The sequence below is a fragment of the Segatella albensis DSM 11370 = JCM 12258 genome (assembly GCF_000426565.1).
Lineage (GTDB): Bacteria > Bacteroidota > Bacteroidia > Bacteroidales > Bacteroidaceae > Prevotella > Prevotella albensis.
In genome coordinates, this window is the sequence record NZ_AUFP01000007.1 from 34412 (window position 1) to 55526 (window position 21115).

At 39.1% G+C, this 21115-nt stretch carries 14 protein-coding genes; 9 read left to right on the forward strand and 5 right to left on the reverse strand.

The window, feature by feature from the left end; translation table 11 throughout:
• Nucleotides 1–583: 583 nt before the first annotated feature.
• The 7 genes from K333_RS0105305 to tsaE are packed head-to-tail and all read left to right on the forward strand — an operon-like array spanning nucleotide 584 to nucleotide 9207.
• Nucleotides 584–1777, forward strand: a complete 1194-nt coding sequence (locus K333_RS0105305; protein ID WP_024989662.1) for a zinc-dependent metalloproteinase lipoprotein — start codon at nucleotides 584–586, stop codon at nucleotides 1775–1777.
• 2 nt (nucleotides 1778–1779) lie between these two features.
• A complete protein-coding gene (locus K333_RS0105310; RefSeq protein ID WP_027452420.1) occupies nucleotides 1780–3030 on the forward strand; it encodes a 3-phosphoshikimate 1-carboxyvinyltransferase in 1251 nt (416 codons plus the stop codon).
• A 1-nt stretch (nucleotide 3031) separates the two neighbouring features.
• Complete coding sequence (locus K333_RS0105315; RefSeq protein ID WP_024989663.1) at nucleotides 3032–3421, forward strand: hypothetical protein; 390 nt, start codon at nucleotides 3032–3034, stop codon at nucleotides 3419–3421.
• A gap of 5 nt (nucleotides 3422–3426) precedes the next feature.
• Nucleotides 3427–4242: a metal ABC transporter permease gene (locus K333_RS0105320; protein ID WP_036886121.1), complete on the forward strand. Its 816-nt coding sequence runs from the start codon at nucleotides 3427–3429 to the stop codon at nucleotides 4240–4242.
• Between the two features lie 32 nt (nucleotides 4243–4274).
• The gene (porW, locus tag K333_RS0105325) at nucleotides 4275–7220 is read left to right on the forward strand and encodes a type IX secretion system periplasmic lipoprotein PorW/SprE (protein ID WP_450097606.1); all 2946 of its coding nucleotides are present in this window, start codon (nucleotides 4275–4277) and stop codon (nucleotides 7218–7220) included.
• 2 nt (nucleotides 7221–7222) lie between these two features.
• Nucleotides 7223–8803 carry a T9SS response regulator signal transducer PorX gene (gene porX, locus K333_RS0105330; RefSeq protein ID WP_027452422.1) on the forward strand — a complete coding sequence of 527 codons (1581 nt, stop codon included), beginning with the start codon at nucleotides 7223–7225 and terminating at the stop codon, nucleotides 8801–8803.
• Nucleotides 8800–9207: a tRNA (adenosine(37)-N6)-threonylcarbamoyltransferase complex ATPase subunit type 1 TsaE gene (gene tsaE / locus K333_RS0105335; protein WP_024989665.1), complete on the forward strand. Its 408-nt coding sequence runs from the start codon at nucleotides 8800–8802 to the stop codon at nucleotides 9205–9207. Before porX ends, tsaE begins: the two co-directional genes overlap by 4 nt.
• A 57-nt stretch (nucleotides 9208–9264) precedes the next feature.
• On the opposite strand, the gene trxA is transcribed toward tsaE, so the two are convergent.
• Both trxA and dnaE read right to left on the reverse strand, forming a co-directional pair.
• Nucleotides 9265–9579, reverse strand: coding sequence for a thioredoxin (gene trxA, locus K333_RS0105340; RefSeq protein WP_024989666.1), 315 nt, complete (start codon nucleotides 9577–9579; stop codon nucleotides 9265–9267).
• A 72-nt stretch (nucleotides 9580–9651) separates the two neighbouring features.
• Nucleotides 9652–13374, reverse strand: coding sequence for a DNA polymerase III subunit alpha (dnaE, locus tag K333_RS0105345; protein WP_024989667.1), 3723 nt, complete (start codon nucleotides 13372–13374; stop codon nucleotides 9652–9654).
• Nucleotides 13375–13515: 141 nt separating this feature from the next.
• On the opposite strand from dnaE, the gene K333_RS0105350 reads away from it, so the two are divergent.
• Together K333_RS0105350 and pssA are read left to right on the forward strand one after the other, a co-directional pair.
• Entirely contained in the window at nucleotides 13516–14208 is a 693-nt protein-coding gene (locus K333_RS0105350) for a phosphatidylserine decarboxylase family protein (RefSeq protein ID WP_024989668.1), read from the forward strand.
• A complete protein-coding gene (pssA, locus tag K333_RS0105355) occupies nucleotides 14208–14915 on the forward strand; it encodes a CDP-diacylglycerol--serine O-phosphatidyltransferase (RefSeq protein ID WP_024989669.1) in 708 nt (235 codons plus the stop codon). Before K333_RS0105350 ends, pssA begins: the two co-directional genes overlap by 1 nt.
• 1 nt (nucleotide 14916) lies before the next feature.
• Here pssA and K333_RS0105360 read toward each other — a convergent pair whose 3' ends face one another.
• Genes K333_RS0105360 through K333_RS13665 form a run of 3 tightly spaced genes read right to left on the reverse strand, consistent with a single transcriptional unit; the run spans nucleotide 14917 to nucleotide 21112 of the window.
• Complete coding sequence (locus K333_RS0105360; protein ID WP_027452423.1) at nucleotides 14917–17484, reverse strand: glycoside hydrolase family 31 protein; 2568 nt, start codon at nucleotides 17482–17484, stop codon at nucleotides 14917–14919.
• Between the two features lie 4 nt (nucleotides 17485–17488).
• Nucleotides 17489–18718 carry a glycosyl hydrolase family 8 gene (locus K333_RS0105365; RefSeq protein ID WP_024989671.1) on the reverse strand — a complete coding sequence of 410 codons (1230 nt, stop codon included), beginning with the start codon at nucleotides 18716–18718 and terminating at the stop codon, nucleotides 17489–17491.
• Between the two features lie 30 nt (nucleotides 18719–18748).
• Nucleotides 18749–21112 (reverse strand): family 43 glycosylhydrolase, encoded by a 2364-nt coding sequence (locus K333_RS13665; RefSeq protein WP_024989672.1) that lies wholly within the window; start codon nucleotides 21110–21112, stop codon nucleotides 18749–18751.
• Nucleotides 21113–21115 lie beyond the last annotated feature (3 nt).

Consider the following 21115-nt stretch of genomic DNA (forward strand, 5'->3'; position numbering starts at 1 on the left):
CTATCTATCGAATAATCTCGGCGTACGTAAGAAGCGCCCAGAAATGTTAATATTGCTTTTCATTCCTTAATTTCCACCTAACAAAAGATACTCATAATTCGTGAATTCATTTTTGCTCACCGCATAATTTTGAATATCAAAAGCACATAGCTTTTTACAACTTATTCTTTATCAGTCAATTACAGAAACTCACACATCATATTTTTATCTTTACGCCCTCAATATTACCATTTTATCACCTAATACACATAACTACATCGACTCACGCAGTTAACTGCGTAGCCATACGCAGTTAACTGCGTTGACAAACACATATAACAAAAGCCCCCGATAATACATTTTTGAGAAGAAAAACTGATATTTTTAAAAGCTAAAAGACAACCAAATTCTCTAGATGACGAAAAAAGTCAGCATGCTTTATTTTAACATTTACAGTTCTAATGTTAAATCTATTAACCTAATCAAAATAGGCATGGTGTACACACGAAAAGCTACTTAACAAATATTAACCGAGGGTTAAGAACTATAATTTGGCATATTCATCGAATTGTAGTATTTTTGCAAATATGTAATAAGGTAAGTAATGAAGAATTATATCAATATAGCATTTCTATTATTCTCACTGACATTCGTGGGATGTAGTAGTGAAAAAGAAATAGAAAGCTACTACAATGCCAGCAACTTCACAAAAGAGATTGATCTCAACTATGATCAAGATAGAGATCGTGATACCAATATTACAGACAACTACAGATACCAGCTTCCTGTAATATTCCATATCTTCTATTTCAAAGACCCTGACAACTACAATTTGAACAAAATCAAGAGCACCTATAACATCTCACGTATAGCCTTTATCCTTCAAAATGTCAACGATTTGTGGAAAGGGCTTTACGACTCAGAATCAATAGGAAAAGATATGGGTGTAGATTTCGTTTTGGCTACACATAACGAGAAGGGTGAAAAACTTAAATACCCAGGCATCGAATATGTAGAATGGGCGGGTGACTCCATCAACCCTCAGGAATTCATGAAATGGAACAAAAAAGGGAGAAGTCCATACACCAGTTACATCTGGGAACCTAATGACTATATCAATATCATGGTTTATCCTTTCAAGTCTGACAGCAAAGACAATACTATAACTTTAGGAATCTCTCATCTACCATACAACGCAAGCGAACATGAATTGGAAGGCCTTAAAGCCACGGATAAAACTTTTATAACCAAATCAAATCTTGCCTTCCCTTACTGTATATCCATCAACGAATGCTATGCTAGTGCCGACTATGATTCCAAGCGTTATACAGCATTTTTAGGAAAAGACAGATACAATTCCAGTATGGTTGACGTAAGTTCTACATTAGCCCACGAACTGGGACATTACCTCGGTTTACTTCATGTCTTTGCGGAAAAAGACAATGGAGAATATGCAGATGATTGCAAAGATACCGATCATTGCGAAGATACGCCGTCGTATAATAAACTTGAATACGAAAAATGGCTTACAGAATATCTGAAAGCACCGGAGATATCATTCTCAAAGGCTATAAAACGAACAAACTGCGAAGGAGAAGAATTCAATTCGCATAACATAATGGATTATTCTGTAACCTGTGCAGACAGGATTTCAGAAGATCAGTACAAACGCATCAGAAACGTTCTATACTATAGTCCTCTCATCCCAGGGCCAAAGAAGAACAGTAAGACATCTACTGAGACAAGAGCATCTTACAATGATGAAATCATCAATTTACCAATAACGATTAGAAAATAGAAATGACATATACTATCACAGCACCAGAGCAGATTAATACAACTATTAAATTACCCGCATCAAAAAGTATTAGTAATCGAGCTCTCATCATACATGCGATTGCCAAAGGAAAAATCATACCACAAAATCTCAGCAATTGTGATGACACAGAAGTGATTATCAACGCTCTGAAAAATATGCCCGAGGTCATAGATATCAAAGCGGCTGGAACAGCAATGAGATTTACTACAGCTTATCTGGCCACAAAGGTTGGCGAAGAGCATATCATCACCGGAACAGAAAGAATGAAACACCGTCCTATAGCGATATTGGTAGATGCGTTACGATATCTTGGTGCTGAAATAGAATACACAGGAGAGGAAGGTTTTCCCCCACTCCGTATCAAAGGTAAGAAACTGGAAGGTGGACATCTTGAGGTCCCTGGAAACATCAGTTCTCAATTTATATCTGCCTTATTAATGATCGGACCTGTCTTAGAGAATGGACTTGAACTGAAATTAACGGGAGATATCATCTCACGCCCATACATCGATTTGACATTATGGACAATGAGAGAGTTTGGTGCTGAGGCAGACTGGACAGATGTCGACACCGTTACCATCAAACCAACTCCATATCAAGACCGGGAATATCTCATAGAGAATGACTGGAGTGCTGCTTCTTATTGGTATGAAATACTGGCTCTTTCCAACGATACGAATTCTTGTATAAAACTGGAAGGTTTGATGGATGGCTCTAAGCAAGGAGATTCTGTGCTGAGATACATTTTCAGTCTTCTCGGCATAAAGACGACTTTTGCAAGTAAACAGCAAGGGAAACCAACGACCGTTACACTTAAGAAGCATAAGTGTATGTTGCCAAGACTCGATTACGATTTTACAGGTTCTCCGGATCTTGCTCAAACCTTCGTCGTATGTTGTTGCGAGATGGGAATACCATTCAAATTCACAGGTTTGGCAACTCTAAAGATCAAAGAGACTGACAGAATTGAAGCGTTGAAAAATGAATTAAAGAAACTGGGATTCGTCATTCATGATGAGAACAACAACACACTTTTCTGGGATGGTGAGAGATGTACTCCTACCAATCAACCTATAGAAACGTATGAAGACCATCGTATGGCATTGGCCTTTGCTCCTACAGCCTTCCATCATCAAGGACTGGAAATCAACCATCCTGAGGTAGTAAGTAAATCGTATCCGCAATATTGGGAGGATTTGGAAAAGGCTGGATTCATAATAAATAAGAAATAACATGTTATATCTCGTTATAGCAATTATTGTTCTAGGATTAGTTACAGCCATCATCGGTCTGTTCTCTTCAAAGAAGAATGGAGAGCCAGATGTTGTACACGCATCAACATCTGACTGCGCGACATGCAATGGAACGGATGCCAAATGTGAACAGGAATGTATGATGGAGGCTTCGGTCAAGGAAATAGAGTATTATGATGATGAAGAGTTAGACGCCTTTATTGGTCGTCCTTCTGATTCATATACGGAAGAGGAAGTGGAGAAATTCTCCGAAGTCTTATATACAATGAAACAGGAAGATGTTGCAGGTTGGAACAGGAGTTTGTTGCTAAGAGGCATCAACATCCCTGACCAACTAAAGGATGAACTTGTTATGCTAATAAATGGATAGAGACGATGATAGACATCCTACAATACACATTTTTTCAGAATGCACTTATTGGCTCATTGATGGCTAGTATCCTATGTGGCTTCATAGGTACATATATCGTAACCCGCCGACTGGTATTCATCAGCGGAGGAATAACCCATGCTTCTTTCGGAGGCATTGGCTTAGGAGTATATTTTGGAATCAATCCTATCTTCTCGGGGATGTTATTCTCTGTACTAAGTGCTTTCGGCATCCAATGGATATCACACCATGGCGATATCCGAGAAGACTCTGCTATCGCCGTATTCTGGACCTTAGGAATGAGCATCGGTATCATCTGCTGTTTCATGTCACCGGAATTCATTCCCGACCTTCCGTCTTTTCTTTTTGGAAGTATCCTGACGATAGAAAAAGCCGACTTATGGATTCTCGGCATACTCACAATCGTAGTAGCTCTGACGTTCTGCTTCTTCCTGAGACCTATTCAAAGCATCGCCTTTGACGAAACTTTTGCGCGGTCACAGAAGTTACCGGTCACTTTCATAGAATACGCTATGATGGCATTCATCGCATTATCTATAGTTTCTACTTTAAGAATGGTCGGCATCGTACTCGCCATCAGCCTTCTTACGATTCCACAGATGACGGCAAACTTGTTCACTTTCTCGTGGAAGAGAATGATTTCTCTAAGTATTCTTATCGGATGGATTGACTGTCTACTGGGCTTGTCTGTCAGCTATCAACTGGATGTGCCGTCGGGAGCTTCTATCATCTTCTGTAGCGTCGTCGTATACTCCATCTGTAAATTAGTACAAAAAATATCCATTAAGCGACCATCTTGAGAAGCAACAGTCTTTTAAATCTATTACTACCTGTGTTTATCGGAGGTCTGATTATATCAGGTTGTTCTACGCAGAAAAATACTGCGCAAAGCCGGTGGTGGCATTCCTTCATGACGAAGTATAATACCTATTACAACGGAAAGGTTGCTTATATTGACGGTTCGTTGGAAAAGGAGGACGGCAACAAGGATAACTTCACAGAACTTCTGCCGCTTTATACCGTTAATAATAAAAATAGCAAGTCGCTGGGGGCATCGAATTTCCAAAAAGCTATAGAAAAAAGTCAAAAGGCAATACAGCAGCACAGCATCCATCGCCGACCGATATGGAACAAGAACAGAAAGAAAAGCGTCAAAGACAAAGAATGGCTCAACAGAAAGGAATATAATCCTTTCTTATGGAAAGCATGGATGCTTATGGGGCGGTCACAATTCCACATGGGAGCTTTCGAGGATGCTGCTTCTACATTCTCATATATGAGTCGTCTATATGCCACCCAACCTGCCATCTATGGAAAAGCTCGTGCATGGCTTGCAAAATCATACGTAGAACAAGGACTGATGTATGATGCCGAAGATGTCATCAAAGATATGTACAGAGATTCTATTGATTGGCGTGCCAAAAAGGAATGGGATTACACTTTGGCTGATTACTATATTCACACAGGCGAATTTACAAAAGCCATTCCGTATATGAGAAAGGTTGTGGCTCACGAAATGAGAAACAAACAGAAGGCTCGCGAATGGTTTATTATCGGTCAGTTGGAAGCAGCTCTATCGCATCATCAGGAAGCATATAAGGCATTCAAGCATGTTATCAAGCTGAACCCTCCATACGAATTGGAGTTCAATGCACGTATCGCAATGACCGAAGTTTTGGCCTCAAGTCAGACCTCAAGGATGACAAATAAATTATATCGGATGGCTGAATCTGATAACAACAAGGAATACCTCGACCAGATCTATTATGCCATTGGAAATATATTTCTTGCCAAAAGAGATACGGTAAAGGCCATCCAAGCCTATGAACTGGGTAACACTTCTTCGGTAAGAAACGGTATCGAGAAGGGAACCCTTCTACTCCATTTGGGTAATCTATATTGGACAAAAGAAGAATATAGTGATGCTAGGAGATGCTTTCGGGATGCTTTCGGGATGTTAGACCAAGAACATCCTGAATATGAGAAGATTTCGGATAGATCTAGAATTCTGGATGCGTTAGTTCCTTATATTGAGGCAATACACCTTCAGGATTCTATACAGGGATTAGCTGCTATGTCTGAAAAGGACCGGAATGCAGCTATCGACCGCGTAATTGCGGAATATAAGAAGAATGCAAAGAGTCATGAAGAGGAGATGCCTACTATTCTCCCAACAAACAATATGAGCGATTTATCTGCCCAGAGCATTGGACAAAAACAAGAGAACAACAGATTATGGTACTTTTACAACCCAACAGCCGTTGCACAGGGAAAGATAACATTCCAGAAAATATGGGGTAAAAGAGAGAACACAGATCATTGGCAACGTTCGAACACGACTGTCGTTAGCACTGATTCTGTGATCCAAAACAAACAGGACGAACTGGCTGTTTATCAAAACAGTCAGGAGACGATTCGTAAGAACAATATCAAGAACGATTCTCTTAATCCGCTCAAACGTGCATATTATCTGGCTCTGATTCCATTTAGTAAGGAACAAAAAGAAGCAAGTAATAAGATTATAGAAGATGCTCTCTATCATGCAGGTATCATCTTCAAAGACGAACTCAACAATCTTAACCGGAGCGAGAAATATCTGGTCAGACTTGTTTCTGATTATCCTAAATATGAAAAAATCGATGATGCATACTATAATTTATTCCTACTATATTCGCTAAAGAAGGAGAACGCGAAAGCTCGTTATTATTCTGATGCTTTAAAGCGCAACTGTCCAAAGAGTGTCTGGGCTGAGATTCTCTCTAACCCCAACTATATTCAGAATGCCAAAATGGAAATGCAGTTGGAAGATTCTCTTTATGCAGCTACATACAATGCCTTCAAGGAAAGCAGATATCAGGAGGTGACTTCTAATGAGGAAATCAGTAAGAAGAAATATCCATTAGGGGCTAATCGCGATAAGTTTATCTTCATCGCCGGACTGAACAAGCTCCATTTCGGAGACTTGAAGGGTTGCATGAATGACATGAAAGTCATCGTAGAGACTTATCCAAACAGTAGGATTAGTGAAATTGCGGGGATGATCATCAACGGCGTAGATGAGGGAAGAACTTTGAAAGGTGGTAAATTCGACATGAATTCGATCTGGAAGTATCGGTCTGAAACGACAAGCGACAGCGACTCCATCACGAAACAGACATTCATCAACAGCCGGGACATTGAACATCTGTCTGTCATGGTCTACGATCCTGATTCCATTAACGAGAACCAGTTATTATTCGAGGTCGCAAAATTCAACTTCACAACTTATTTGGTCAGAAACTTTAATATCAGCATCAAACCTGACAGGGGAATGCACAGAATGATCATAGATGGTTTCCAGAACTTCGATGAAGCTCTCCAGTATACAAGGGCTTTACGTCGTCATCAGAACATCATGAGTCTGCTAAAGAATAGTGACCTCTTGGTCATCAGCAGAAAGAATCTGGACTTGATTGGGCCATCGCTGAGCTACGAAGATTATAAAAGGTATTACACAAAGCACTTTGCTCCTCTGAAGATCAGCACTTTCAATCTGCTCACAGAACCAACGGAGATCATAACGAATGACAAAGTTGATACGAAACAACCTACTGTTGAGGATGTTGACCGTATTCTTGATGACGATATCTTCATTGGTATCCCCAAGAGTTCTGGCGTAAACAATAAAATAGACAAGAACAAGAAAGATGTAAAGTCAACAACCAGCAGTACAAAGGAGAAAGAGAAAGAAGTAACAAATAATATCGATGACGAATACTACGATTTGGAAGGATTTTAGATATGAGTAATGGTTTAATTTTATGGGTAGATGATGAAGTCGAATTACTCAGGGCCCACATCATATTCCTTGAAAAGAAAGGATATCACATCACGACATCCAGTAATGGACCTGATGCCATAGAACTTTGTAGGCATCAGACCTTTGATTTGGTGTTATTAGACGAGATGATGCCAGGACTTGATGGACTGGAGACTCTACAGCGGATTAAGGAGATTCAACCATCTACTCCAATTGTCATGTGCACAAAGAGTGAGGAGGAAAATATTATGGAGCGGGCAATAGGTTCTAAAATTGCTGACTATCTTATCAAACCTGTCAACCCTAGTCAAGTTCTTCTTAGTCTCAAGAAAAATATTCATCGGAAGGAAATTATAACTGAGGTTACCCAAACTAGTTATCAACAAAGTTATCAACAGATTGCTCAGAAGATAAACTGTTGCAACAATTATCGTGACTGGATGAGTCTGTATAAGCAGCTGGTACATTGGGAACTTGAATTGAGCGATACGAATAGTCCTATGACAGAAATGCTCAAGATGCAGAAAGAAGAGGCTAACATCGGTTTCGCTAAATATATCAAAAACAATTATGAACATTGGATTGAAGAGCAAACGGCATCACAGGAAAATGAAAGCCGTCCTCTCATGAGTCCGGACATTTTCAAGAGAAAGATTTTCCCTCTCATGGACCATGGAGAAAAAGTCAACCTCGTTGTCGTTGATAATTTCAGATATGATCAATGGAAAGTATTATCTCAAGAAATTGCTGACTTATTCGAAATAGAGGAAGATATGTATATGAGTATCTTGCCAACAGCTACTCAATATGCCCGCAATGCCATATTCAGCGGCCTTATGCCAAAGAGGATAGCTGATATCTTCCCTGATTTCTGGGTAGACGAAAATCAGGAAGAGGGTAAGAACCTGAACGAGGAAAGTCTCATACAAACATTATTTGACAGATATAGGAAGAAATATACTTTCAGCTATCATAAAATAAATGACTCTATTGCTGCGGACAAACTTATTGAGCATATCAGGGATCTGGAAAATAATGATCTCAACGTCATCGTTATCAACTTCATCGATATGCTTAGTCATGCACGAACAGAATCTAAAATGGTAAGAGAACTTGCCAATAACGAATCTGCATATCGTAGTATTACAAAAAGCTGGTTTCAGCACTCTGCCATTGCTGACTTATTCGCTTTTTTGTCACAATCTAAACATAAGGTTATCTTTACTACTGACCATGGCTGTATCAGGGTAACAAGACCTATAAAAATCATAGGTGACAGAAATACGAATACAAACTTAAGGTATAAATTCGGAAAGAATCTCAATTATAAGACAAAGGATATCTATGCTATCAAGAATCCGGAGAAGGTGCTACTGCCTTCACCTAATATCAGTACTTCTTATGTATTTGCTACCGGGGATTATTTCTTAACATATCCTAACAACTATAATTACTATGTATCTTATTATAAGGATACTTTTCAACATGGAGGTGTTTCCATGGAAGAGATGCTAATTCCATTAATTACATTGACTGCAAAAAATAAAAATAGGAAAATATGAAAATTAAAATCGATTCATTAGACAACATCCATGTTGCTGCAAAGCAGTTTATTGAAAACATGGGCAACGGTAAAGTATTTGCTTTTTATGGAAAAATGGGAGCTGGTAAGACTACGTTCATAAAGGCTCTATGCGAAGAATTTGGTGTTCAGGATGTGATAACATCACCTACATTTGCGTTGGTCAACGAATACACTTCTGGAAATGGAGATCCTATATACCACTTTGATTTCTATAGGATAAAGAAATTGGAAGAGGTATATGACATGGGATATGAGGACTATTTCTATAGCGGAAACTTGTGTTTCTTGGAATGGCCTGAACTAATAGAGGAAATACTCCCTGAGGATGCTACCAAAGTAACCATTACTGAAGAGAACAATTGTAGAGTTCTGGAATTCTGAAAATAATAAATCCCGCTATCACATGATAGCGGGATTTTTAATATCTTTTTTGGAAGATTAAAGCAGAGCTTTGAACTTTTCCTCTATTGTATCCTTTGATGCTGCACCAACAAACTTGTCAACAAGTTGTCCGTCTTTGAAGAACAGAATTGTTGGGATGTTACGAACTCCAAACTCCATAGCAATGTCATCATTCTCTTCAACATCGCACTTACCTACAACAATCTTTCCATCATAATCATTGGCCAACTCTGAAATAATTGGACCTATCATACGACATGGTCCACACCATGTAGCCCATAAATCTACTACTAGAGGCTTATCGCCATTCTTATAACTTTCGAAATTGTCTGTTGTAATTGTTACTTCCATTGTATTCTCACTTATTTGTAATTTTATTGCAAATATAGCTAATAAATTGATAATATGCAAAGAATAGCGATACTAATTTATACGAAAATTCAATGCTGGGTTGGATTCCAAATAATTCACGATTGTCTTACCTACTGTCACGGTGACGTCTTTTGACCTTAGCGTCACTGTTGTATGCGACTCGTCGTATTTTATCTGAATGAATACTTGTGTTTGACCAGGGCTCTCTACAAATAGCGTATTTAAGTCATTGACTACTGTATCATTTATTTCTTTGCTGTCTACTGATATTGTGATCTTTTCTATTCTGTTATTCTTAATGTCATCGAGGAACTCAACATTCTGTACTTTGATTTCATATGAATTTGAATTTCTAAACCTTTGTACACTCTTTGCCGTGATACATACAGTATTTCCCACGCTCAGGCGTCCTTGCCAATTGCTCCAATCTTCTCCGAATAATGCAATTTCGCCCGGACCTTCATAATCTTCTATTGTCACAAAGCCATAAGGTTTGTTAGTCTTAGCAGAGAACCCTGATTTAACATTTGTAATGATTCCTCCAAGTACCAATTCATTACGCTCTGCCAATGCTTGTTTGTCGGCATCACGTCCTAATTCCATACAGTGTGTATTACACATACACTTCAATACCACAGAATAATCATCCAAAGGGTGACCTGAAAGATATATACCAACCAAATCACGCTCTTTATTCAACTTTTCTATCGTTCCCCACTCTTCTACAGTTTTTGGAACAACAGGCTTGGCTATATCCACTGCATCAAAAGCTCCGAAAAGTGAGTTTTGCTGTTCCAACTTATCTTGTTGGTATTTCTGTCCATAACGAACTAACTGATCCAAAAAGACTTCTCCCTTGGTATTTACTCCGAAATATTGCTCTCTTCGAATACCAAAACTATCAAAGCCTCCACTTAACGCAAGACTTTCAAAGGCTTTTCTATTTACATTACTGAAGTCTACACGTTCCGCAAAATCATAAATATCTTTATATGGTCCATGCTTTTCTCTCTCGTTCACTATGGCCTCTGCAGCTCCTGTACCCATTCCTTTGATTGCAGACAAGCCAAATCGAATTTCTCCCTTTTCGTTCACACCGAAATGCGACTTACTTTCGTTTACATCAGGTCCTAGTGTTTTGATCTTAAGACTCTGACATTCTTCCATCAATTTGGTGATTTCCGTAATCTGACTGAATCGACGAGTCATCAAAGCAGCCATATATTCTGCTGGGAAGTGGGCCTTCAGATAGGCTGTCTGATAAGCTACCCAACTATAACAGGTGGCATGGGACTTGTTAAAAGCATATGATGCAAACTTCTCCCAATCCGCCCATATCTTTTCAAGAATCTTAGGATCATGTCCGTTATCAGCTCCTTGCTTAAGGAACTTAGGTTTCATGGCATCTACAATAGCTTTCTTCTTCTTACCCATTGCCTTACGCAGAGCATCACTCTCGCCTCGAGTAAAACTTGCTAGTTGTCGACTAAGCAACATCACTTGCTCCTGATATACGGTAATACCATAGGTATCCTTCAGATATTTCTCCATACAAGGAATATCATAAGTCACCAGCGATGGATCATGCTTACGTCTAATGAAATCAGGAATATAATCCATAGGTCCTGGACGATACAAGGCGTTCATCGCAATCAAATCCTCAAAAACTGTAGGATGTAATTCCTTCAGATATTTCTGCATACCAGGAGATTCGAACTGGAATGTTCCTATGGTTCGTCCCTCTTGATAGAGTTTATAAGTCAATTCGTCATCTATAGGTATATGATCCAAATCTACATCTATACCTCTTGTTTCCTTGATAACTTTGCAGGCTTCCTTTTCCTCTGAGAGAGTCTTCAATCCAAGGAAGTCCATCTTAATCAATCCTGTAGACTCGATAACGTGCCCGTCATACTGCGTAACAGCACATTTCAACTCTGGGAAATCAGGGTCTGGAGCTGTTGAAACAGGAACCCAGTTACTGATAGGATCTCGACAAATGATAAAGCCACATGCGTGGATACCTGTACCACGAATGGTTCCTTCCAGCATCTTGGCATATTTAATCGTATTACGCTCACGAGGATCTGTAGAGACTTCGGCTTCCTGCAATTCTGGTGTACACTTGATCGCATTTGCCAAATTCATCTTCATACCATCAGGCAAACGCTCCGGTATTGATTTCTTCAAGAAATTGGAACGATCCAGAGGAAGTTTCTCAACACGAGCAACATCTGCAATGGAATTCTTTGTTGCCATGGTACCATACGTGATAATATGGGCACAGTTTTCATGTCCATACTTATCCATAACCCATCGCAAGACTTTTCCACGACCATCATCATCAAAGTCGGTATCAATATCCGGAAGGTTTACACGGTCCGGATTCAGGAAACGCTCAAACAGCAAATCATATTTCAATGGATCTATCTTTGTAATTCCCAAGCAATATGCGACAACGGAACCTGCTGCAGATCCACGACCTGGACCTACCCACACTCCTAATTCCTTACGAGCTGAGTTAATAAAGTCTTGCACGATAAGGAAGTAGCCCGGGAAACCCATCGTCTTCATTACATGCAACTCGAAATTAATATGCTCCCGCACATTATCAGAAAGAGGGTCTCCATATCTTTCTTTGGCACCATCATATGCCAACTTCGCGAGATAATCAGCTTCAAACTTTATTCGATATATTTTATCATATCCTCCCAATCGGTCTATCACTTTCTGACCTTCCTCCGGCGAAAGTTGATTCTCTCCATTCTCATCAGAAGTAAACTCATCATAAAGCTGTTGCTCTGAGATCTTTTGTCTCCATTCCTCTTCTGTTCCGAAAGATTCCGGAATTGGGAAGAATGGCATAATTGGACCATGCTCTATGCTATAGGTCTCCACCTTATCAAGTATCTCAAGTGTATTTGACAATGCCTCTGGTATATCAGAGAACACCTCATTCATCTCCTCTCGTGTCTTAAACCATTCTTGTTTAGAATAGCGCATTCGGTTAGGATCATCAAGATCCTTACCTGTAGACAAGCATAAAAGGTGATCATGAGCCTCTGCTGTTTCCTTATCTTCAAAGTGACAATCGTTTGTGCATACCAGTTTTATACCGTATTCCTTCGCGAACTCTATAAGAACCTTATTAGCCTTTTCCTGAAGAGGATAGGTTTCACGATTAGCAACAACACTAGGATCCGTAACCTTATGTCGCTGCAACTCTAGATAATAATCATCACCGAAGACACGATGATACCATTCACAAGCTTCCCTTGCTCCCTCCAAATCTCCTTTTAATATTTTACTAGGAACTTCACCTGCGATACATGCTGAGCAGACGATGAGATCTTCATGATACTTTTCCAAATCTTCACGATCTGTACGAGGTCGCATATAATATCCATCAACCCATGCTCGACTAACCAACTTGATAAGATTTTTATAACCATTATAATTCTTAGCAAGAACTATAAGATGGTAACCTCCCATATCACCACGCTCTTTGACCTTTTCTTCTTTCTTATGATGGGCAACATACATCTCACAGCCGAAAATAGGTTTAAAAGGTTCCAAGCCCTCTTTCTTCCTCTTTTTATTTATTCCAGCGCAATAATCGGCAAATTCTTTGATACCAAACATTACGCCGTGATCGGTTATAGCCATACCCTTCATCCCATCTTTTATAGCCTTGTCTACAAGGTGATTGATTTTAGACAGACCATCTAATATGGAATAATGTGTATGTACGTGTAGATGTATAAAATCTTCCATGTGAATAATAAAATTATGTGATTTGGGAATGTAAAGTTACGTCTATTTTTCGAGAACACCAAAAGAATAGAACGAAAAATTTGCAAAAATCGATAAAAAGGACTAACTTTGCACCGATATAATGGAAGTAAAAATCCTACTATGGGACAGAGAATAAAGAAAATTAAAAAAATTAGAATACATCGCGAGGGTGTTGAGCAGTTAGTTTGTGGTGCTATCGGCATTGTTGCTATTGCAACTTTGCTATGGTATTTTTTTGAAACAAAGATTCCTTTCTGGAGTTTTGTTGTCGTCTTTGGTACCATCTACGGCATTGTATTGAATTTCTACCGTTGCCCTATCCGATACATCAATATAGAAAACACAAATAAATTGGTAGTTGCGCCTGCCGATGGAAAGATTGTTGTTATCGAAGAAGTTGAGGAAAATGAATATTTCCACGACAAGCGATTAATGATTTCTATCTTTATGAGCCTTTGGAATGTACATGCCAACTGGTTTCCTGTAGATGGTAAGGTCAAATTTGTTCAGCACAAAAACGGAAACTATCACAAAGCGTGGTTACCTAAAGCGAGTGAAGAGAACGAACATGCTGATGTTATGATTACAACAGAAGATGGAACAGACATTCTGTGCCGTCAGATTGCCGGTGCTGTTGCCCGTCGAATCGTAACTTATGCAAAAGAAGGAGAAGATTGCTATATTGATGAGCACTTAGGTTTTATCAAACTAGGTTCGCGCGTTGATGTTTATCTTCCTATTGGCTCTGAGGTTTGTGTCAAGATGGGACAAGCAACAACAGGAGACCAGACAATTCTTGCTAAATTGAAATAATGAGTATTAAAAAACATATTCCTAACACGATTACGTGCTGCAACCTGGTATCTGGCTGTATCGCAACAACATTCGCCTTTTGTGGTAATCTCCAGATGGCACTTTTCTGGATTATCATGGGTGCAGTTTTTGATTTCTTTGATGGCATGAGTGCCAGATTATTAAAGGTATCATCACCAATTGGTAAAGAATTAGACTCTTTGGCCGATGACATTACCTTTGGACTTGCTCCATCAACAATTGTCTTTTGGTTATTGGGAGTAGTAGAATATCCGGCTTTCCTTGAGCCATACAGAAACATCATCCCATTCTTTGCATTTGTAATGGCTGCTTTTTCTGCATTGAGATTAGCTAAATTCAATTTGGATGAAAGACAAACCACTAGCTTCATTGGCTTGCCTACTCCTGCCAATGCTTTGTTTTGGGGAGCATTAATCGTCTCTAACCCATCATGGCTTATTCATGGCTCATATGCATTATTCATCATATTAGCTATGGTATGCATCAGTAGTTATCTGTTGATTAGTGAACTTCCTATGTTTGCTTTGAAATTCAAACAATGGGGATGGAAAGGTAATGAAATAAAATATTACTTCATAGCTCTTTCCATCATACTGTTCTTCGTTTTGGGTATCTGGGAAGCATGGGCAGTTATCATTGCATGCTATGTTTTAATTTCAATCTTCATGTTTTTAAGAAAGCATTAATTTAAAATTTTATAGAAACTCGTTTACCCGTATAGTCAACGCTTTTAGCAGACCCATCAGGTAAGTTAATTATAAATTTGCAAATATGTCTCATATTTGCAAATTTTCCTTTTTGCCTATTAATGACAAAGGTACGATTACTGTCATTCCATTCAAGAAGTATCGTAGAATACTCACCCTTCTCATAATCATAATTCATACCATCATCATCATACAATAAGAATTTTGCATCACCACCAGGATATATACGAATTTCCATAGGCTTATCAGAGTTCTCCGTTGAATATTGTCTGTTAGGTCCTAAAGGAAGGATAGAACCAGCACGGGCAAAAACAGGTATATACGATTTAGCAACTGGGATATCTACATATTGTGCACTAGAATAATACTGATTGGTCTTGATGTCATACCAACCAGAAGTATTCTTAGGTAAATATACTTTAGCTTTCTTGACTCCTTTTTCTAAGATTGGAGAAACCAACAAAGATTTACCAAACATATATTCTGTCGATTGTTTCAAAGCCTCTTCATCATCAGAGAAATCAAAGACAAGAGGCCTCATCAGAGTAGAACCATTATATGTTATTTCTGCAGCATTACTATATATATAAGGTAGAAGACGATAACGCCAATTTATATTATCAAGGATAATAGTCTCAGCTTCGGAACCATATCGCCATGGCTCTGTATCACTCATATAACCGTGAACACGCATCAATGGCAGATAAACACCGACCTCTATCCATCTAAGCATACGCTCTATATAATCCTGATTCGTATATTGATCATAAGGTCGGAAGAAACCACCGGCATCAAATGTCCACCATGGCATACCAGAAGCAGCCATTCCCAATCCTGCAACAATCTGATGATGCAAGGTTTTCCAATCGTTACCGACATCACCACTCCACATGGCAGCTCCATATCGTTGAATGCCAGGATATCCACAACGAGTAAGTATCATTGACCTACGTTGGTTATCATCTTTACGCAAACCTTCATAAACAGTCTTATTTACCAAAAGTGGATATACATTTCGAAAGACCTCACCATGATACTTACCATTCATAACCATCCGGCCCATAAGATCGTCATTCTCTGGTTCTGTTGCATCTTGCCACCAAGCATCAATACCAATCGGCCTCAGCAAACGTTTACTGAAATTATTCCAATAACTCTCTGCAGCTTTAGGATTAAAGAAATCTATCCATTGTGTCCCCGGTATATAATAACCACTCTGGCCCATTTGCTTACCTATCTCAGAATTAGGATCTATCTTTGACCATACAGAAACCATCAAGCGCATATTCATATTGTGAAGACTATCAACCATCACCTTAGGGTTAGGATAATCCTTTTCATCGAAACGCATTGAATTCCAACCATATCTTCCCCAATACTGCCAATCTTGAACCATCATGTCAACAGGAATACTTTTCTGACGGAATGTATTTGCAACATTCAACAATTCGTGCTGACTATGAAAACGCTCACGACAATGAATATATCCCAATGCCCACTTCGGCATTAATGGAGCACGTCCTGTGACGGTACGGAAGTTCTCAATGATTTGATCTGCAGAACCGACAAAGACCGTAAAATCTACATCTTCGCTTACCGGAGAACGGAATATGGTATATTCTTTATCCCTATCAGATTGGTTTCCGATACTCTTTACATAAACAACAGGCTTATCATTCTGTTCCAATTCTGCATCAATGACATGTTTACCAGCCGTCAAATGTACAATCGTAGATGCAGTTGGTGGAAGCCATAGATTATTTAAATCAATGACGACTTTTCCATCGATAGACAGTTGATGTCGTCTAGCCATCTTCTGACCAACGTCCAACAACAAAGAATAGTCTCCTGCTTTATCTATGTTTATTTGACCATTAAAGACATTCTTACGTCTTACCTCTTCCTTACCTCCTTCTGTAGAAGTAACTTGAACGACCTCCTCTTTTTCATTTCCATTAGTGCGATACAAGTTTATACATGAATCTCCAGGATTAAATTCTGTCAAACCATAGTTATTCCATAGCAATCCATAGCCTAAATTAGATATCAACATTGGTATGGATATCTGTGTATTAACCTGTGTCAACCTTCGGCTCAACCCCTTTATATTAGTATAGCCATCCTGGAATTGTCCTAATCCATAAAGATATTCATGCCGAGGAGACAGTATCCTTAATTGTGAAATATAAGTTGGTTCTGAATAGATTGAAGAAGCTTGTAAGCTAATCTGGTCCGCATAAAAAACTCGTTTTCCTCTATCATCAAAGATTTCAACGAGACCTTGCTTCCCATCAATAAAAATGTTCATATCTGAAGTTGAAATCTTAGCACCAGACTTCGTCTTACGAACTTTACATCTTACATGTTCTTTACAAGGGACATATACATAATCTGGTAATATCGGATTAGTTTTTTCTAAGTATCTAAATCGAACAGACCTATTCGTCAATAGAGAAATCTGCAGACTACCCTTTCCAAAAGGAAAGGACATCGCATCAACAGACAGAACAACTAATAATACAAGAAATACAAAAAAAGAGCGCCTCATATTTTTATTTTTTATCAATAATTACATAGTTACCACTAAGATGCATAAAGGCAAACAAACGTAAAAGCCCATCATAATAAGCATCAAAATATCCATCTTGTCCCACTTCATGCTTAGCATTCCAAAGAGCATCAACAAACTCTTTGCGTTTCTGATGCTCACACATCTGTGAAGCGGCAGCCAAAGTAGCGACAAGTCCTATAGAATGTCGAAGTTTCTTTGGGAATGTCCCAGCAGCAATCATCTCATCTTCGGAAGGCAAACTACCATCAACATTATATTGATCAACATACTGCTTTAATCCCTTAGAATAAAAGAAGTTTTGTATTTTCTCTCCATAAGAGCGCTGCCACAAAGAATCTACTCCAGACCATTCGTAATCCAAAGCAACATTCATAGGAACACGCCAAGAATCATATCTGAAAGTCTGCATCTTATGATTACGGAATTCCAGCAGACTACCATCATAGTTGTTTATATCCGGATTAAGCCCCGTTATCTGATTTACCGACTTATGAAGATATTCTCTTGCCTTACTCGCCATCTGGAGATAATAAGACTGTCTACCATCATCTGCATACTTCGCCCAGACCTCATAAAAGGCCGGAATATGATAAGATGGGTCTGTAAATCTACCACCAAACTTGTCTGGAGTAAATGTTATCAGTTTCGTTTTACGATCAATCAAAGGCATAACACCTGAATTGCCTTTCTTCTCGAAAGAGCAATTCAAGATGTTCTGAGCCTCCTTTTTATAATCTATTCCAGTATGGTCTCCCCAACGGTTTGAAGCAAAAAGAAGAGAGGTTATATAATACAGTTCGCCATCCGATGCCGACCCCTCTGCATTTCGTGTACCATCTACTTTACAACTCCAAGCAAAATATCCCTTGCGTGGACCTGTCTGATGCTGCATATACTTTTTGCTCCAGCGCCAAATACGGTCGAAGATATCCTTCTTATTAAGTTCTACCGCAATCATCATCCCATACGACATACCTTCTGTTCGTACATCAGCATTCTTTATATCACTAATATACCCCAAACTATCACCAATTTCAAAGTATACCTTATTGGGACCATAGAATACATCATAGAATACTTGATCTAATTTTCGTGATACCTCATCGGGAGGATATCCCAATTTCACAAACAAATTCGTACTCTTTTTCGCATGACAGACTCCAAATGCCACTACAAGGAGAAGTGTTGATAATATTTTTCTGGTATTCATCGTATAGAGTTTCTATGCATTATATAATGATTAATTGTATCTAAAGAAATCAACATCTACATATCCCCCATTCTGTTTGGTAGCATAATTGAAAATGGCAAAACGTGTACCCATAAAGAAACGACGATAATCAAAGATCATTCTATAATCATTTCCTATCTTTTTCCATTCCTTGTTATCTACACTATAATAGAAGTTGGCGATATCCTTACCAAGATTGAAGTCGGCGATAATCTTCAAATAGATTTTATCACCCTTGATTCTTACAGTCTCTTTGATGACCTGCTTGACATCCGTAACGGCTTTTTCTTGCTCCGTAAGATTTACCGACTCTTCACTCATGGTAAGAATCTTTTTCTTACCATTCTTAGAAATCGTCAATATACCTGAATCACCATTGAAGGCTGCAACACCTGCCTTATCACCATCTTTCATACCGCTCAAATCCAAACAAACGACACCTGAACACATTGGACCTCCCATTCTCTGAGAAATCGTATTAGGAGCCTCGAAGATATTATTAACGATACGACTGGTCTTCAAGCGAAGATACCCTGGGCGTTCTGTCAGCGACCAAGCACCATCTATTGGATTATGATTCCATTGCCAGTCTAACTTCAACTTATCCTGATCAAATTCATCACTCGAGATAATACTTTTTGCAGGACATCCTTTAACAGGTTTATCCATCATCATTGGCACATTACCGAATTCATCCCCTAGAATAGGCCAACCATCTACCCATCTACAAGGTTCAAGTGTCGGAACACGACCTACACCACCACGGTCTTGGAAAACAAATCCATACCAGTCACCTTTAGGAGTATCTATGATGGTACCTTGTCCGACACCACCAAATCCAGCGAACAAAGTTTCCAAGACGACCTTCTTCTCATACTTTCCATGAATACTGTCTGCACGGAAACATACCTCACGACGTGGGTGACCAGCTGTCCAAGAAATCATCAGCAAATAATACTTACCATTATGCTTAATCATTCTACTACCTTCCAAAAGTCCTTTTTCTTCTGAATCACGTTCGAACAATTTCACATCAGTACCTTCTTTTACACCACTGAGATCTGATTTCAACTCACATATCTGACCTGTTCCATAAATAACATACACGCGGTCATCATCATCAAAGAATAATGTCGCATCATGGAAATGACGCATTCTTGACACCAGATTCCATTTGCCGGCCGGATTACTCGTTGAATAGATATATGTTTCACCTCCTGGATTATCATTAGGAGCAAAGAGCGCATAGAACTTGCCCTTATGATATTTCAAAGATGTAGCCCATTGTCCACGACCATATACAGTACCCTCCTTCATATCATATTTAGGAGAATCTGTCAACTTATCAAAGATATAACCTATCGTTTCCCAGTTCACAAGATCCTTTGATCGCATGATTGGCGCACCAGGCATCAAATGCATCGTCGTACTGACAAGATAAAAGTACTCGCCTACTCTTATCACATCAGGATCAGGCACATCTGCCCATAGCACAGGATTAGAAAATCTATTCTGAGTCTGCTCCGATACATACTGCAACGCATTTACCAAGGCTGGTTTCCAATAATCCCAGTTATGTGCTCCGGAACGAACTCTAAGTTCATAATTAATATGCTTCTCACGCAACGATTTCACAAAGTCCATATTTCCGTCCAAAGTAAAATCCTGATCTCCACAGTCGATGAACCATTTCACACTTCTCCAGTTTTTCACCTGTTCATCATTAGCTGTGTTGACCATCTTTATAGGATTGTTACGCTCAACATCTTGTTGTCTCCATTCTCCCAATGGGTCGTTCTTAAGGAAATCCAATGGTTGGCGACGTAAATATGCACTCATGGCATAAACGACATTAAACATCTCCGGATGGTGGAGGCCATAACCGACACTACCACCGCCTCCCATTGAGAAACCGGCAACAGAGCGCATCCCTGGCTGACGATTCACACGATATTTCGTCTCTATATATGGAATCATCTCATGAAAGAAATAATCCTCAAATTTCCACTCTGGTTCCTTAAACCAGATCATTCGTCCTCCCTGATTTGCCTCCGGACAAACGATGATCATTTTCTGCATTTTACCTGCTGCCACCAGACTGTCTACAACTTGTTGAAGTCCACCAAACTGTGCCCAGTCTGTATTAGAGCATCCACCTCCATGAAGTAGATACAGAACAGGATACTTCTCCTGAGATTTCTCATAACCATCTGGTAGACAAATCGTATACTCTCGTTCTGAGATACCGGGAAGTATAGAACAAGGCATTTTCTTGTGCTCAACCTTACATCCTGCCATACTTTCCACCGGAGAGGATAAGGCTAACAGAGCAGAAATTCCGATAAGGAAATGTTTCATATATCTTTTTTCCATATT